We start from the raw sequence: 16,080 nt of genomic DNA on the forward strand, positions 1-16,080 counted from the left end.
TGTGGGAGTCACACGGCGCCGAGGGAGATCTCCACTATCCTCGGCGTCGGGAGCGTCAGGTGTGGATAAGAGACGGGGCAGGGGCGGCGCGGCGGCGACGGGTGCCGGCACCGGGACGGCGGGGGGTGGGGACAGGGCGGCCAGGCCGGCCAGGCCCCCGAGGCCGCCGAGCGCACCCAAAGGGGCGACGGCGGGGAGCGCAAGGGCCAGCGCGGCCGGCTGCGTGACCCCGAATGAGGCGATTTCCGCGATGTGAAGCGGCCAGTCGAACAGCTCAAGGCTGATCAGGTACTGAACGGCCAGCACCGGATTCTGCGTCAGATACACGCCGAACTGTTCAAAGTCTTCGAGGACTTCCAGGGATCGGACTACATAAAAGATCGCTTGGCTCGGGTCCGCGTAGTCGTCGTATTCGAGTCCGTTGACGGTGCCCTCGGCAGGATTCCACGTCACCCCGAAGTTCTGCAGGATCTGCGCGATGAGTTGATTCAGCGGGTTGTCGACCAGCGGGTCGTGGGCGAGTTGGATGTTTCCGATACCCAAGTCGTTTTGCAGAAAATCCACGAACCACTGTGGAAGATTGAACGGGTTGTCGGACTGCGATATCGCTTGGAGGTCCTGCGAGATCTGCTGGGGAAGCCCCAGCAGATTTTGCACCCACTGCTCGATCTGCTGCAGCACCCCCTGCAACGGGTTGGCGGCCGCCGACTGGGCCGGGGCTTGCGCGTCGGATTTGAGGATTTGTGGCGCGGGGGTGGTCGGCGGCGTCGACGCCACCGCCGTGGTGGACACAGCTTGGTAGACACCCATCGTGGTGGCGGCCTGAATCCACATCCGCACGTAGTCGGCCTCGTTGAGCGCGATCGGAATGGTGTTGATCCCAAAGAAATTGGTCGCCACCAAGGCTCCGTGGATGACGTGGTTGGCGGCCAGTTCGGGGAGCGTCGGCATGGCGGTCAGCGCCGCGGTGTAAGCGGTGGCCGCGGTCTCATGCTGGGCGGCCGCCGCCGCACTGTTCGCCTCGGCCTGCAGCAACCACGCCAGGTACGGGGCATGCGCGGCAACATACGACTCGGCGCTCGGCCCCTCCCAGGCGCCGCCCTGCACGGATGCCAGTACCGTGGTGAGTTCGTCTGCGGCCGAAGCGTATTCGGCACTCAGCGCATCCCACGCGCCCGCCGCCGCCAGCAGCGATCCCGGTCCGGGGCCGCTGCTCAGCAGCGCGGAGTGGACCTCCGGTGGGGAGGCCATCCAAATCGGCGCGGTCATCGCGGCACTCCTCGGGCTGGAAGGGTTACCAGACCGGGAGTCTAATGAAAATGATTGTCGTTATCAACCCGGCGCGCACCGGGCCGCCGCGCCGAGCTACACGAGGGGACGTCCCGTCCTGATCCGCCGGTCGACGTCCCACAGCAGGACGTTGAACGGGAACTGCCGAACAACCCGCGGCAGAACCCGGTTGACCGTGCGCAACACGGCCATCAGCCGGTCGAAGCGCCGTTGTCGGGCGGCGTCCCACGGCAGCCGCATCTCGTCGCGGAACCGCTGCGGCAAAAAGCCGGTGGTGATCAGCAACGAGAAGTTGTCCGACGCGCGCTGCAGCCGGCGCGGCAGCGTCACGCCCCGAATGCGGCCCGCGGCAATGGGATACAGGTAGTCCCGGACGGCATCGTCGATGTGCACCTTGGCCAGCGACTCCTGCCAGTACCGGTCGAAGGCCGCGCGGTCGGGCGGCCACATCTCCTCCGGGACCTGCAACGTGGTGGCCAGTGCCATGCCCTCGCGGTAGTGCCGGTCGGCGTCCTCGCCGTCCAGCTCGCCGATGAAGGTCCGGTAGATGTCCACCCCGCCCTTGTAGAGGCAGGCCCCCACCCAGAGCTGCAAGTCGACGTCGAACGCGTTGTAGGACACCGGGCTGTCGGGCGTGGAGTACACCTGCGCGTGCGCCCGGTTCACCGCCCGGCGAAAGGCCTCCTTCTGGGCGTCGCTCCCGGCGGTCGCCACCGCGAGGTAGGTGAAGGTGGTGCGGGCCCTTTTGATCGGATGCAGGTCCACCCGCCCGCTTTCGACGCGGCTCTCCAGCACCCCGTAGCCGACGCCCGGCCGCGCCAATTGCATGATCACGTTCGCGGGGCCGGCGAGGAGCGCCACGCCCATCAGGCCCTCGTCGATGCCCAGGGCGCGCCTGGCGCGGACGTTCCGCCGCCGCGGCGGGTCCGCGACCGGGCGCTCGACCTGGCGAATCGGCTCGTGAATGGCCATATCGAGTCCCTCCCGCGGCACCGGCCCGCAAAATGTGCGAACGCTTGTTTCCTGATGTTGTCTGTCACCGGCGCCGATGTCAAGATGGTGGCTATGGCCGAGGGTTCCACCGCGCGCCCCTACCGCGGCGTCGATGCCGCCGAGCGGCTCGCCGGCCGCCGGCGCCGGCTGCTGACCGCGGGCCTGGACCTGCTCGGCGCGGAACAACAGGACATCTCCGAGCTGACCGTTCGTGGCATCTGCGGCCAGGCCGGACTGGCGGCGCGCTACTTCTACGAAAGCTTCACCGATAAGGACCAGTTCGTCGGGCGGGTGTTCGACTGGGTGGTCGCCGAGCTGGCGGCCACCACCCAGGCCGCGGTGGCGGCGGTCCCGTCGCACGAGAAGACCCGCGCCGGGATGGCCAACATCGTGCGGACCATCGCCGGTGACCCCCGGATCGGGCGGCTGCTGTTCAGCACCCAGCTGGCCAACCCGGTCATCGTGCGCAAGCGCGCCGAATCCAGCGCCCTGTTCGCCATGCTGTCCGGCCAGCACGCCGTCGAGGCGCTGCGGGCACCGGCGAACGAGCGCGTCAAGGCGGCGGCGCACTTCGCGGTCGGGGGGGTCGGACAGACCATCAGCGCCTGGCTGGCTGGCGACGTCCAACTCGGGCCGGACCAGCTCGTCGATCACCTGGCGGCGCTGCTCGAGGAACTCACCAACCCCGACCTGTATCGCGTCACGGAAACAGCGGCAGGTGCCACAGCCGCATCCCAGGATTGATCAACCACAACCGCATCAGCGTGAGTCGCAGCAGCCGCTGCGCGCTGAAGATCATGAAGACCGCCACCGGCACCTCGATCAGCAACGCGGTGGTGACCGACAGCCAGACGTCCTTGGGCCCGGCGGTCATCAGGTCGAACCACGCGTCGCAGATCAGCAACACCCCGGTGGTGAATGCGGCCGGGACCAGCAGCTGACGGCGCAAATAGCCGAGCAGCGCGGTGGCCATCATGAACCCGACCAGCAGGACGTCGAAACCGATCCAGGTCAGGGTCCAATTGTGGGCGACGTAGTTCTGCGGCAGCGTCATCGACAGATACCCGAGCCAGGGGACCATCGCGATCGATCCCCCCGTCATCAGGCTCAACCGGATGCGCCGGACCCGGGCCAGAAACTGCGGATCGATCACGTCGCTCAGCGGTTGCTCCAGCCGGCTGATCAGGTCGCGGCGCTGCTCGGGCGTCAGCGCCGCGATCTGGGCGTCGGACAGAATGCCGTGGGTCATCTCCGCTTCAGCGTACGGCCCCCACCGGGGGCCGCCGGTCGGCCGCGGTCTTGGGCACGGCCTGGGTGTCGCTGTGGCCGAATTCCCTGACCCAGCAAGCGAATTCCAGCGTGATGCCGTCGGGGTCCTGAAAGTAGAACGAGCGCACGTAAACGCCGGGATGAACAGTCGCGGAGACCTGGCGCTCGCTCTCGTCGTGGTTGAGCACCGGGCCGACCCGCACGCCCTTGTCCTTGAGCCGCTGCCGGTAGTCGTCGAACTTCTCCGCCGGCACGTGGAACGCGAGGTGGTTCATGGTGCTCACCGCGCTGGTGATGTCCCCGATGCCGGGGATCGCGCCCGGCGACGACAGGCCGGGCACGCGGTCGGGGGCGTCGGCGAACCAGAAGAACGCGACGCAATCGCCGTTGCCGGCGTCGAAGAAGAAGTGCTGCCCCGCGCCGTCGGGCAAATCGAGCGATTTGATCAACGGCATCCCGAGGACTCCCGAGTAGAAGTCCACCGTCCGCGCCATGTCCGAGCACACCAGCGCGACATGGTTGATCCCGCCGAGCTCGAATTCCGTGTTGGCGTTGTGCGGCTTGATCATCATGTGGCTCCCGTCCGCGGAGTCATGGCCAAGATGCGAATCTGAATCTAACATCAGGTTCAGTTTTGCTCTAGGGAGGTGCGCCCGGGTGTCGACCGCAGCGAAACCTCATGAGCGAGCCGGCGCCCTCCGGGCGTTTCCGACCCAGCGGGGCAGGCGGACGCAAGCGGCGATCGACGTGGCGGCACGGACCGTCATCGCGCGCAAGGGCATTCTGGCGACAACGATCGCCGACATCACCGCGGAGGCGGGCCGTTCCTCAGCCTCGTTCTACAACTACTACGACTCCAAAGAGGCGATGGTCCGCGAATGGGCCCTGCGGTTCCGGGAGGAGATCACCCAGCGGGCGCGCGCGGTGACCGAACACGGCCTGTCCAATCGCGAGCGCGCGTACGAGGCCGCCGCCGCGCAGTGGCACACCTACCGCAACCGGCTCGCCGAGGTCGTCAGCATTTATCAGCTGGCGATGGTCAGTGATGACTTCGCGCAGTACTGGGCCGAGATCTGTTCCACGCCAATCGCATTCATCAGCGATTCGGTTCGGCGCGCCCAGGCCGACGGCCACTGCCCCGACGACGATCCACGACTCATCGCCGAGGCGATTCTGGCCATGTTCTACCAGTTCTGTTACGTGCAGCTCGCCCGTCCCGGCGAGCCCGATGACGCCGCGTGCATCCGCACGCTGGCCAACATCTACTACCGGGCCATTTACGCCGAGGGAGGTGAGCCGAATTGACGCGTCGCAACGCCGCCGCCGGGGTGCTCCGCGAGTTCGTCGGGCTACCGTCGCCCACCGCCGGGCGCGCCGGCGCGGGCGGGCATCCCTGCCAGGGGCTTTACCACCGTGCGGTGGGACGCAAGCCGAAGGTGGCGGTGATCGCCGCGCACTACCAGATCGACTTCTCCGAGCACTACCTCGCGGACTACCTGGCCACCCGCGGCGTCGGCTTTCTGGGCTGGAACACCAGATTCCGCGGCTTTGAAAGCAGCTTCCTCCTCGACCACGCGCTGGTCGACATTGGTGTCGGGGTGCGTTGGCTGCGGGAGGCGCAGGGCATCGATGCCGTTGTGCTGCTGGGTAATTCGGGTGGCGGATCGCTGATGGCCGCCTATCAGTCACAGGCGGTCGACCCCAACGTGACTCCGCTCGAGGGCATGCGCCCCGCGGCCGGACTGACCGAGTTGATCCCGGCCGACGGCTACGTCTCCACCGCGGCCCACCCGGGGCGCCCCGACGTCCTGACGGCCTGGATGGACGCCGCCGTCGTCGACGAGAACGACCCGGTCGCCACCGCCGCCGACCTCGACCTGTTCAACGAGGATAACGGCCCTCCGTACTCGGCGGAGTTCATCGCCCGCTACCGGGAGGCACAGACCGCGCGCAACCACGCCATCACCGACTGGGCCGAGACGGAATTGAAACGTGTTCGCGCCGCGGGTTTTTCGGACCGACCCTTCACGGTGATGCGCACCTGGGCCGATCCCCGCATGGTCGATCCCAGCATCGAGCCGACCAAGCGCCAGCCGAACCTGTGCTACGCGGGCCTCCCGGTCAAGGCGAACCGGTCGGCACACGGCATCGCCGCGGCATGCACCCTGCGCAACTGGTTGGGCATGTGGAGTCTGCGGGTGGCGCAGACCCGGGCGGAGCCGCACCTGGGCCGCATCGACTGCCCGGCGCTGGTGGTGAACGCCGAGGCCGACACCGGCGTGTTCCCGTCCGACGCCGAGCGCATCTACGGCGCGCTCGCCAGCACGGACAAGGCGCGGGTTTCGATCGACACCGACCACTATTTCACCACCCCGGGTGCACGCAGCGAGCTGGCCGATACCATCGCCAGGTGGATCACCAAGCGGTGGCGCTGAGGGTTCTGGCCCATTTCGTTCCCGGCGACAAGGTGCTCGACTTCGTTGCGCCAGAATCGGATTGGCTCGACATCCGATGGTGCGCCGAGGACGACGACGCGGGCTTCTATCGCGAGCTGCCGCGGGCGGACGTAATCTGGCATGTGCTTCGGCCGCTCTCGGGCGCCGACCTGCGGCGCGGGGACCGGCTGCGGCTGGTGCACAAGCTGGGGGCCGGGGTGAACACGATCGATGTGCGGACCGCCACCGACCGCGGTATCGCCGTCGCCAACATGCCGGGTGCCAACGCCCCGTCGGTGGCCGAGGGCACTGTGCTGCTGATGCTGGCCGCGCTGCGCCGGCTACCGGGCCTGGACCGCGCGATCCGCCAAGGGCGGGGCTGGCCGTCGGACCCTGGGCTGGGCGAGACAGTGCGCGACATCGGTGGCTGCACCGTCGGCCTGGTGGGCTACGGCAACATCGCCAAGCGGGTGAGCGAGATCGTCGCGGCGATGGGGGCCACGGTGCTGCACACCAGCACCCGCGACGACGGCCGGCCCGGCTGGCGGCCGCTGGCCGAATTGCTGGCCGCCAGCGACATCGTGTCGCTGCACCTGCCCCTGACGGCGCACACGCGTCATCTACTCGGCCGCGACGCGCTGGCCCGGCTGAAACCGAATGCGGTGCTGGTCAACACGTCCCGCGGCGCCGTCGTCGACGAGGCGGCCCTGGTCGACGCGCTGAGCGCGGGTGGGCTCGCCGCGGCCGGGCTGGATGTCTTCGAGGTCGAGCCGGTGGCGCCGGACAATCCGCTGCTCGGCCTGGACAACGTGGTGCTGACGCCGCACGTCACCTGGTACACCGCGGACACCATGCGCCGGTATCTGACCGAGGCGGTGGCCAACTGCCGCCGGCTGCGCGACGGCCAGCCGCTGGCCCATGTAGTCAACCAACCGACTGGTTGTTAGCTTGGAGGCTGCTGGGCCGAAACGCGAGCCATGGGAAGGCGACCAATGCCGATCGCAATAACTCCTGAGCATCAAGACCTGGCCGACTCGGTGCGGTCCCTGGTGGCGCGCGTTGCGCCGTCCGAGGTGCTGCACCAGGCCATGGAGACACCGATCGAAAACCCCCCGCCGTACTGGCGGGCCGCGGCCGAACAGGGCCTGCAGGGCGTGCATTTGGCGGAATCGGTCGGCGGACAGGGCTTCGGCATCCTCGAATTGGCCATCGTGCTGGCCGAGTTCGGCTACGGGGCGATGCCCGGCCCGTTCGTGCCCTCGGCCATCGCGAGCGCGCTGATCTCGGCGCACGACCCGAACGCGAAGGCCCTCTCCGAGCTGGCGTCCGGCGCGGCGATCGGCGCCTACGCGCTCGATTGCAGCGGGCTGACCGCCACCCGTCAGGGTGACGCGCTGGTGATCCGCGGCGAGGTCCGCGCGGTCCCGGCCGCCGCGCAGGCGTCGCTGCTGGTGCTTCCGGTCGCGATCGACAGCGGCGAGGAATGGGTGGTGCTGCGCGCCGAACAGCTCGAGATCGTGCCGGTGAAAAGCCTTGACCCGCTGCGGCCCATCGCGCATGTGCGGGCCAACGCCGTCGAGGTCGGCGACGACGCTGTGTTGGGAAACCTGAACATGGCGACCGCGCACGCGCTGATGACCACGCTGCTGTCGGCCGAGGCCATCGGTGTGGCGCGCTGGGCGACCGACACGGCGTCGCAATACGCGAAGATCCGCGAGCAGTTCGGTAGGCCGATCGGGCAGTTCCAGGCCATCAAGCACAAGTGCGCGGAGATGATCGCCGACACCGAGCGGGCCACCGCGGCCGTCTGGGATGCGGCCCGCGCGATCGACGAGGCCGGCCAAAACGATTGGGACATCGTCGCTCCCGGGGTCGAGTTCGCCGCCGCGGTGGCGGCGACGCTGGCGCCGGCGGCCGCCCAGCGCTGCGCGCAGGACTGCATTCAGGTGCACGGCGGCATCGGGTTCACCTGGGAGCACGACACGAACGTCTACTACCGCCGGGCGGTGATGCTGGCCGCCTCCTTCGGCCGCGCATCGGAGTACCCGCAGAAGGTGGTGGACACCGCGACCACCACCGGGATGCGCGCGGTCAACATCGACCTCGATCCGGACACCGAGAAGCTGCGGGGGGAGATCCGTGCGGAGGTGGAGGCGCTCAAGGCGATGGAGCGCGACGCCCGCAGGGTCGCGATCGCCGAGGGCGGCTGGGTCCTGCCGTACCTGCCCAAGCCGTGGGGCCGGGCCTCCAGTCCGGTGGAGCAGATCCTCATCGCCCAGGAGTTCAGCACCGGGCGGGTCAAGCGGCCGCAGGTCGGGATCGCGGCATGGATCATCCCGTCGATCGTCGCGTTCGGCACCGAGGAGCAAAAGCAGCGGTTCCTGCCGCCCACCTTCCGCGGCGAGATGATCTGGTGCCAGCTGTTCTCCGAGCCGGGCGCCGGGTCCGACCTGGCCGGGCTGAGCACCAAGGCGACCAAGACGGAGGGCGGCTGGCGCATCACCGGGCAGAAGATCTGGACCACCGCCGCGCAGTTCTCGCAGTGGGGCGCGCTGCTGGCGCGTACCGACCCGAGCGCTCCGAAACACAACGGCATCACGTACTTCCTGCTGGACATGAAAAGCGAGGGCGTCACCGTCAAGCCGCTGCGTGAGCTGACGGGCCAGGAGTTTTTCAACACCGTCTACATCGACGACGTGTTCGTGCCCGACGAGTGCGTGCTCGGCGAGGTCAACCGGGGCTGGGAGGTCAGCCGCAACACGCTGACGGCCGAGCGGGTTTCGATCGGCGGCAGCGACGCGAATTTCCTCGCGACGCTTCCCGAGTTCGTCGAGTTCGTCCGCGACGGGCAGTTCGATCAGGTGGCGCAGCACCGGGCCGGGCAGCTGATCGCCGAGGGCCACGCGGCCAAGGTGCTCAACCTGCGCTCGACGCTGTTGACGCTGGCCGGGGGCGACGCCATGCCGTCGGCGGCGATCTCGAAGCTGCTGTCGATGCGAACCGGCCAGGGCTACGCGGAATTCGCGGTGTCGTCCTTCGGCACCGACGCCGCGATCGGCGACACCGCCGAGCTGCCCGGCAAGTGGGGCGAGTACCTGCTGGCCAGCCGGGCCACCACCATCTACGGGGGCACCTCGGAGGTGCAGCTCAACATCATCGCCGAACGGCTGCTTGGCCTGCCCCGCGACCCGTAACCGCCCCAAAAAAAGGACATGCCGACCCGTCGCACGTCCGTCAGGTCGGCATGGCCCGGTCTTTGGCCGCTAGGCGGGCGGCGCGAGCTCACCACCACCAGTTCCACCAGGGCCGGTAGCCCAGTCCGGGGGGACCCCAGCCACCATTGCCCCAGCCGGGGTGGCCCCAGCCGGGGTGGCCGGCCCAGCCGCGGTGGCCCCAACCTGCGCCGTGGCCGCCCCAGCCGCCGCCGGGTCCGCCCCAGTGACCACCGGGGCCGCCACCACCATGGCCGCCGCCGTGGCCGCCACCACCACCGGGCCGCAGCGGGATGCCCGGGGCCCCGTGCGGGCCGGCCATGTCGAAGCTGTTGCCGGGTGATGCCGGTGGCGGAGCGGCATGCGCCGCCGGGCTGCCCGCGAACAGCAGCGCTCCCAGCAGCAAGCCGGCCGCGGCCGCGCCGACCGCGGCCCTGCGGAGCGAATGCAATGAGATCAACATTTTGCGACTCCTTCGACGGATCGGAAGGTTCAGCGCCAACGATCGCTAGTGCGTCACAGGGACCATACCCATTTTTCCGAAAATTACACCAACTCAGCAACGCGCTAAGAATGGCGAAATATTCCGCTCTCTTCGCATATAAGAATCGCGTCGCGAGACGGTCAACTTGCGATCCTACTGGTTTCAGTGTTGGCCGACCGGGCAGATACCCAGCTCAGATAGGTTGTACTGAAATACGTACCCACGCACTTCCGTGAATAAGAAATGGAGCAAATAATCATCGCCCCGCTCCGAATGATTGATCCAGTCATTGCGTTCGGCAAATAGCGATATCGCGCTTAACCGGGCGTCCCCTGCCCCGCGGCTTCCGTTCATCGCCCCCCGCGCCGGGCCGCCCGCGCGCCGCGGGCGCTCGTCGACGCGCATACTGAAGAGCGGATCTACTGACGTGCACCCTCCCAGAGAAAGTCGCGCGATGACGATCAACTCAGGCCCCAACCGGTTCGCCCGGTACACCGCCAAGCCGCCCCTGCCCGGGCAGACTGGGCCGACGCAGCGCCTCAGCGCGCTTGGCGAGGCAGCCGCCCGGCCGTCCCGCGATCGCCGCACGCGCCGGACCGTCGACCTGCCGCTGGCCACCCACCGCGCACTCGACGTCTGGCAGCGCGACGCCGCCGACCGCATCGGCGTCGCCCGGGTAACCGGGCAAGAGGTTCTCAGCGCGCTCATCGATCAGTTGCTGATCGATCCCAAGCTCTCCGCACAGATCACCCGCGCCATTCAAGCGCGCCGGTGACCCCGGACCCCGCCGACCGGCGTAGGTCAGTCGATCTCCATCTCGCGTAGCTCGCGCTTCAGGACCTTGCCGGTGGGGTTGCGCGGCAACTCGTCGAGGAAAATCACTTCCCGCGGCACCTTGTAGCGCGCCAGGTGGTCGCGCACGTAGTGCTTGATGGTGTCCTCGTCGACGCTGGCGTCGTCCTTCTTGACGACGAACGCGCGCAACCGGTGGCCCCACTCCTTGTCCTCGACGCCGATGGCGGTGGCCTCCACGACATCCGGATGGCCGTTGATGAGGTCCTCGACCTCGGCCGGGAAGACGTTCTCGCCGCCGGAAACGATCATCTCGTCGTCGCGCCCGCTGATGTAGAGCAGGCCGTTCTCGTCGAAGTAGCCGACGTCGCCCGAGGACAACATCCCGTCGATGATCTGCTTCTTGCCCCCGCCGGTATATCCCTCGAACGGGAACGCGTTGCCGACGAAGATCCGCCCGACCTCACCCTGCGGCAACTCCTTGCCGTTGTCGTCGAAGATCTTGACCTTGACGCCCTTGACGACCGGGCCGACGGTCGAGGAATTGAATTCCAGGTGCTTGGGCTCGGCGATCGTGGCGAAGGCGATTTCCGTCGAGCCGTACATGTTGTAGACCACGGGGCCGAGGTCCTTGAGCGCGCGTTCGGCCAGGTCGGCGCCGAGCGCCGAGCCGGACACGAAGACGATCTTCAGCGAGGACAGGTCCGGCTTCTTGTCCATCTTCTCGATCGCATCGAGGATGCGCGACAGCATCACCGGAACGACGACCATCGCGGTCACCTTGTACTTTTCGATGTCCTCGAGCACCAGCGGCGGCTTGAACTTGCGCCGCAGCACCAGCGTCGAGCCAAGGAACATCGCGATGGTGCCGTGCAGGAATCCCAGCGCGTGGAACATCGGGGCGGGTAGCGAGGTCACCTCGCCGGCCTTGAACGGCACGTGCGACAGGATGCCCCCGATCGGCGCCAGCGTCGGCGGGGTGCTGCGGTTCGCGCCCTTGGGCGTGCCGGTGGTGCCGCTGGTCAGGATGATGATCGACGAGTGCTTGCTCGCTTTGGGGGCGGGCTTGTGGTCGCTGCGCTCGATCAGGTCGGCCAGCGTTTCGTCGGTGCTTCCCGACGGCTCGTCGCTGTCCGGGTTGGTGCCCAGCGCGCGCAGCTTGCCCAGCTCCGGCTCGGCCTTGCTGACGGCCTTGGTGTACTCGTCGTCGTAGATGATCAGCTTGGCGCCCTCGCGCTCGGACACCTCCTTGACCTGCGGGCCGGAGAACTCGCTGTTGAGCAGGATGATGCGGGCGCCCACCCGGGCGGCGCCGTAGTTGGCGATCAAGAACCAGCGGTGGTTGCGGGCCAGGATGGCCACGCCGTCGCCGCCCTTGACACCCATTTCGATCAGCCCGTTGGCCACCGCATGGGCGGCCTTGTCGAGCTCGGCGTAGCTGAACTCGCCGTCCTCGTCGATGCACGCCGCGCGGTCGGGATGGCGCCGGGCGTTGAGCGAGGGCAGCATGCCGAACTCGCCCCACTTGTAGATGTCGGCGGCCATCGCGGCGTAGTTCTGCGGCGGCTCGATCCGGAATGCACCCGCCTCGAAGATCTTGCGCACATAGTGCAGTTCGGCCGAGCCGCGTTCGAGGTACTGCTGAACTTTGGAGATAGCCTGGCCGGGCAGGTCGATTGGGTTAGGCATGACTTCACCCTATGTGACTCAGGTCGCAATGCGGTCCGAAAGTTTTACCCGAATTACCATCCATACCATGGCCGGACCGGTGTCACTGGAAGTATCCGGACACGAGGTCACGATCACCCATCCCGACAAGGTCGTGTTCGCCGCGCACGGCGGCGCGGGCCCGCGCACCAAACTCGACCTGGTCCGTTACTACCTGTCCGTCGCCGAGGGGGCGCTGCGCGGCGCGGCGGGCCGGCCGATGATCCTCAAGCGCTTCGTGAAGGGCATCGGCCAGGAGGCCGTGTTCCAGAAGCGGGCGCCCGCCAACCGGCCCGACTACGTCGACATCGCCGAATTGCACTATGCGCGGGGCACTTCCGCCGCAGAAGCCGTCATCCACGACGCGGCCGGGCTGGCGTGGGTGATCAACCTGGGCTGCGTGGACCTCAACCCGCACCCGGTGCTCGCCGGCGACCTCGACCACCCCGACGAACTGCGCGTCGACCTCGATCCGATGCCCGGGGTCACCTGGCGGCGGATCGTCGACGTCGCCCTGGTGGCCCGCGAGGTGCTGGAGGACTACGGCCTGGTGGCGTGGCCGAAGACGTCGGGGTCGCGGGGGTTTCACGTCTACGCCCGCATCGCCCCCCGCTGGGGCTTCCGCCAGGTGCGCCTGGCCGCCCAGACGGTCGCCCGCGAGGTCGAGCGGAGGGTGCCCGACGCGGCGACCAGCCGCTGGTGGAAGGAGGAACGCGAGGGGGTGTTCGTCGACTTCAACCAGAACGCCAAGGACCGCACCGTCGCGTCGGCCTACTCCGTGCGGGCGACCCCGGACGCCCGGGTGTCGACGCCGCTGCACTGGGACGAGGTCGCCGGCTGCACACCCGAGGCGTTCACCATCGACACGGTGCCCGCGCGCCTGGCCGAGATGGGCGATCCCTGGGCGGCGATGGATGACGCGGTCGGCGACCTCGACCGGTTGCTGATCCTGGCCGAGGAGATGGGGCCGCCCGAGCGCGCGCCGAAGGGCGCGACGAGGGGCGCGAAAACGGCGACGGGCAGGCGGGTCTCGTCCAAGCCGCTCATCGAGATCGCCCGCACCAAGACCAAGGACGAGGCGATGGCCGCGCTGGACACCTGGCGGGAGCGCCACCCCGCCGCGGCCGCCCTGCTGGCACCCGCCGACGTCCTCGTCGACGGGATGCGCGGGCCGAGCTCGATCTGGTACCGGATCCGGATCAACCTGCAGCACGTGCCGGCCGCCGAGCGCCCGCGGCAGGAGGAGCTGATCGCCGACTACAGCCCGTGGGACACGCGCCAGGGCCGCTAGACGGACAGCCCGCCCAACCGGGTTCCCCGGCGCACGTAGCACCACCACGTGACGCCCAGCAGCGCGACGAAGAACGCGATGTAGAACCGCAGCGCGGGCTCGATGCCGCCGAAGTGCGACGTCGACCACGCGTAGGCCAGCGGCACCACGAACCCCCCGAAGGCGCCTATCGACGAGATGACGCCCAGCGCGCCCGCGGCCTGGCGGCGCATGTGCGCCATCGTGTCCGGGTCGCCGCCGGCGAGCTCGCCCTTGACCGTGAAGATCCGCGAGATCATCCGGTACGTCGAGCCGTTGCCGATGCCGGTGGCGACGAACAGGAACATGAAGCTGGCGAAGAACGCCGGCAGGCTCTTGGCGTTGACCGACCAGAGCGCCGCCGCCGCGCCGGCCGCGAGCATGACGAACGCGGCCCCGGTGATGCGGGCCCCGCCGATGCGGTCGGCGAGCCTGCCGCCCAGCGGGCGGATGACCGATCCGATCGCCGCGCCCGAAAAGGCCCACGCCAACGCGATGTCGCCGCGCCCGAACGCGGTCTTGAGCAGACTCGGAAACGCCGCCGAGTAGCCGATGAACGACCCGAACGTGCCGACGTAGAGCAACGACATGATCCAGGTGTCGCGGTGCCGCAGCGACTGCCAGACGGGCCCCACGTCGGCCTTTCCCCTTTCGGAGGCCTCGGTGAGGTTGTCCATGAACAGCAGCGCGCCCACCGCGGCCGCCACGGCCAGCGGCACGTAGCACAGCCCGGCACGGGCCAGGGCCACCCCGCCGCCGGCGATCACGATCGGCGGGATGATCTTCTGCACCACGGCCACGCCGAGGTTGCCGCCCGCGGCGTTGAGGCCCAGCGCCCAGCCCTTGTCCCGCTCCGGGTAGAAAAACGAGATGTTGGCCATCGACGAGGCGAAGTTGCCGCCGCCGAGGCCCGCGGTCGCGGCGATCGCGACCAGCGCCGCGAACGGGATGTGCGGGTGCGCCACCGCCCAGGCCAGCAGCAGGCACGGGATCAACAGCAGGGCCGCCGAGACGATCGTCCAGTTGCGCCCGCCGAAGATCGGGACCGCAAACGTGTACGGCAGCCGCAGGACGGCGCCGACGCCGCTGGGGACGGCCACCAGGCACAGGGCCTGGCCGGCGGTCAGCGCCCAGCCGGACGCCGCGGGCTGGCCGGGATGCCCGGGCGTGCCGCCCGCTGTCATGTGCACGACGACGATGCTCCACAGCATCCACACGCTGAACCCGACGTGCTCGGCGAAGACGGAGAAGATCAGGTTGCGCCGGGCGATCGCCCTGCCCCGCGCCGCCCAGAACGCCGGATCCTCGGGCCGCCAGTCGTCGATCCAGCGCCGTCCGCGGTGCCGCTCGCGCGCCGCGGGCGCGGGGGTGCTCCGCGGGGTCGCCGCGGGGGTCGTCGCGGGGGTCGTCGCGGGGGTCGTCGTCGTCACGGTCCCGACGCTAGGGACGGACTGTTACCGGTCGTGGCGTGCGCAGTAACGCCGGAGCTACGTCGAGATCGCAACGGCCGCGGGTCGTTTGTCAGAACTTTCGCGCGGCGCGGCGGGACGGGGCGAAGAACGCGATAATCTCACGCGATGAGCCGATGGAATCGCCGGGGATTCTTGCAGCTCGCAGGCGCGACCGCGGTGGCGGCGGCGTGCTCGTCGCGCAAACCGGCGCCGGGCGGCGCCGCCGCGGGGTCGGTGACGATCACCCACCTGTTCGGCCAGACGGTCGTCAAGGAGCCGCCCAAGCGTGTCGTCAGCGCCGGCTACACCGAGCAGGACGACCTGCTGGCGGTGGGCGTGGTGCCCATCGCGGTGACCAATTGGTTCGGTGACCAACCGTTCGCGGTGTGGCCGTGGGCGCAGCCCAAGCTCGGCGCGGCCCAGCCGGTGGTCCTGAACCTGGACAACGGGATTCAGGTCGACCAGATCGCCGGGCTCAAGCCCGATCTCATCGTGGCCGTCAACGCCGGCCTGGACGCCGACACCTACCAGAAGCTGTCGGCCGTCGCGCCGACCGTCGCGCAATCGGACGGCGACGCGTTCTTCGAGCCGTGGAAGGACCAGGCCTCCGCCGTCGGCCAGGCCGTATTCCAGTCCGACCGGATGAACTCGCTCATCGACGGCGTCGACAAACAATTCGCGGCCCTCGCGCAGCGGAACCCGCAGTGGCAGGCCAAGAGGGCATTGCTGATGCAGGGCACGTTGTTTCGCGGAACCGTGGTGGCGACCCTGGCGGGCTGGCGGACCGACTTCCTCAACCGGATGGGCCTCGTCATCGCCGACAGCATCAAACCCTTTGGCAGCGATCATCGCGCCGTCATCCCCCGCGATCAGATCAAGGCGGTGCTCGATTCCGCGGACGTCGTGATCTGGACGACCGAGAATCCCGACGACCAGAAGGCGCTGCTGGCCGACCCCGAGGTGGCGGGTTCGCTGGCGACCGCGCAGAACCGCCACGTCTTCACGACCAAGGACCTGGCCGGCGCGATCGCGTTCGCGTCGCCGCTGAGCTACCCCGTGGTCGCCGACCAGCTGCCGCCGCTGATCGGCAAGGTCCTGGGCTAGCCCAGCCTGTTTTGAGCAATCGCTAAGGCGGTTC

The 16,080-nt window shown here is 68.8% G+C and carries 15 protein-coding genes; 8 read left to right on the forward strand and 7 right to left on the reverse strand.

Features of this window, described 5'->3' with window-relative positions:
• Together BST11_RS28640 and BST11_RS20100 are read right to left on the reverse strand one after the other, a co-directional pair.
• A partial coding sequence (locus tag BST11_RS28640) for a PPE family protein (RefSeq protein ID WP_244897725.1) occupies positions 1-1,269 on the reverse strand: 1,269 nt, incomplete at its 3' end.
• 96 nt (positions 1,270-1,365) lie between these two features.
• On the reverse strand, positions 1,366-2,262 hold the full coding sequence (locus BST11_RS20100) for an oxygenase MpaB family protein (RefSeq protein ID WP_083139698.1): 897 nt from the start codon (positions 2,260-2,262) through the stop codon (positions 1,366-1,368).
• Between the two features lie 93 nt (positions 2,263-2,355).
• Here BST11_RS20100 and BST11_RS20105 point away from each other — a divergent pair, with 93 nt between their 5' ends.
• On the forward strand, positions 2,356-3,027 hold the full coding sequence (locus tag BST11_RS20105; protein ID WP_372509610.1) for a TetR/AcrR family transcriptional regulator: 672 nt from the start codon (positions 2,356-2,358) through the stop codon (positions 3,025-3,027).
• Here the strand turns inward: BST11_RS20105 and BST11_RS20110 are convergent.
• Together BST11_RS20110 and BST11_RS20115 are read right to left on the reverse strand one after the other, a co-directional pair.
• Complete coding sequence (locus BST11_RS20110) at positions 2,984-3,532, reverse strand: hypothetical protein (protein WP_083139700.1); 549 nt, start codon at positions 3,530-3,532, stop codon at positions 2,984-2,986. The genes BST11_RS20105 and BST11_RS20110 overlap by 44 nt on opposite strands.
• A 7-nt stretch (positions 3,533-3,539) precedes the next feature.
• Entirely contained in the window at positions 3,540-4,121 is a 582-nt protein-coding gene (locus tag BST11_RS20115; RefSeq protein ID WP_083139751.1) for a VOC family protein, read from the reverse strand.
• An 88-nt stretch (positions 4,122-4,209) separates the two neighbouring features.
• On the opposite strand from BST11_RS20115, the gene BST11_RS20120 reads away from it, so the two are divergent.
• The 4 genes from BST11_RS20120 to BST11_RS20135 are packed head-to-tail and all read left to right on the forward strand — an operon-like array spanning position 4,210 to position 9,181.
• Positions 4,210-4,857, forward strand: a complete 648-nt coding sequence (locus BST11_RS20120; RefSeq protein ID WP_083139701.1) for a TetR/AcrR family transcriptional regulator — start codon at positions 4,210-4,212, stop codon at positions 4,855-4,857.
• Positions 4,854-5,987, forward strand: a complete 1,134-nt coding sequence (locus BST11_RS20125; RefSeq protein ID WP_083139703.1) for an alpha/beta hydrolase — start codon at positions 4,854-4,856, stop codon at positions 5,985-5,987. Before BST11_RS20120 ends, BST11_RS20125 begins: the two co-directional genes overlap by 4 nt.
• Positions 5,963-6,934: an NAD(P)-dependent oxidoreductase gene (locus BST11_RS20130; protein ID WP_244897726.1), complete on the forward strand. Its 972-nt coding sequence runs from the start codon at positions 5,963-5,965 to the stop codon at positions 6,932-6,934. Before BST11_RS20125 ends, BST11_RS20130 begins: the two co-directional genes overlap by 25 nt.
• Before the next feature lie 45 nt (positions 6,935-6,979).
• Positions 6,980-9,181, forward strand: coding sequence for an acyl-CoA dehydrogenase family protein (locus BST11_RS20135; protein WP_083139704.1), 2,202 nt, complete (start codon positions 6,980-6,982; stop codon positions 9,179-9,181).
• Between the two features lie 88 nt (positions 9,182-9,269).
• On the opposite strand, the gene BST11_RS28195 is transcribed toward BST11_RS20135, so the two are convergent.
• A complete protein-coding gene (locus BST11_RS28195; protein ID WP_142276460.1) occupies positions 9,270-9,662 on the reverse strand; it encodes a hypothetical protein in 393 nt (130 codons plus the stop codon).
• A gap of 475 nt (positions 9,663-10,137) precedes the next feature.
• Here BST11_RS28195 and BST11_RS20145 point away from each other — a divergent pair, with 475 nt between their 5' ends.
• Complete coding sequence (locus BST11_RS20145) at positions 10,138-10,458, forward strand: hypothetical protein (protein ID WP_083139706.1); 321 nt, start codon at positions 10,138-10,140, stop codon at positions 10,456-10,458.
• Between the two features lie 26 nt (positions 10,459-10,484).
• Here BST11_RS20145 and fadD2 read toward each other — a convergent pair whose 3' ends face one another.
• A complete protein-coding gene (fadD2, locus tag BST11_RS20150) occupies positions 10,485-12,164 on the reverse strand; it encodes a long-chain-fatty-acid--CoA ligase FadD2 (protein ID WP_083139707.1) in 1,680 nt (559 codons plus the stop codon).
• Between the two features lie 58 nt (positions 12,165-12,222).
• Between fadD2 and BST11_RS20155 the strand changes: the two genes are divergently transcribed.
• Positions 12,223-13,473: a DNA polymerase domain-containing protein gene (locus tag BST11_RS20155; protein ID WP_083139755.1), complete on the forward strand. Its 1,251-nt coding sequence runs from the start codon at positions 12,223-12,225 to the stop codon at positions 13,471-13,473.
• Here BST11_RS20155 and BST11_RS20160 read toward each other — a convergent pair.
• Positions 13,470-14,921 carry a NarK family nitrate/nitrite MFS transporter gene (locus BST11_RS20160; protein WP_083139708.1) on the reverse strand — a complete coding sequence of 484 codons (1,452 nt, stop codon included), beginning with the start codon at positions 14,919-14,921 and terminating at the stop codon, positions 13,470-13,472. The two genes, BST11_RS20155 and BST11_RS20160, sit on opposite strands and share 4 nt — an antisense overlap.
• Positions 14,922-15,068: 147 nt before the next feature.
• On the opposite strand from BST11_RS20160, the gene BST11_RS20165 reads away from it, so the two are divergent.
• Positions 15,069-16,046 (forward strand): ABC transporter substrate-binding protein, encoded by a 978-nt coding sequence (locus BST11_RS20165; protein ID WP_083139710.1) that lies wholly within the window; start codon positions 15,069-15,071, stop codon positions 16,044-16,046.
• The last annotated feature ends 34 nt before the right edge of the window (positions 16,047-16,080 follow it).

The organism is Mycobacterium alsense, assembly GCF_002086635.1.
GTDB classification, from domain to species: Bacteria; Actinomycetota; Actinomycetes; order Mycobacteriales; family Mycobacteriaceae; genus Mycobacterium; species Mycobacterium alsense.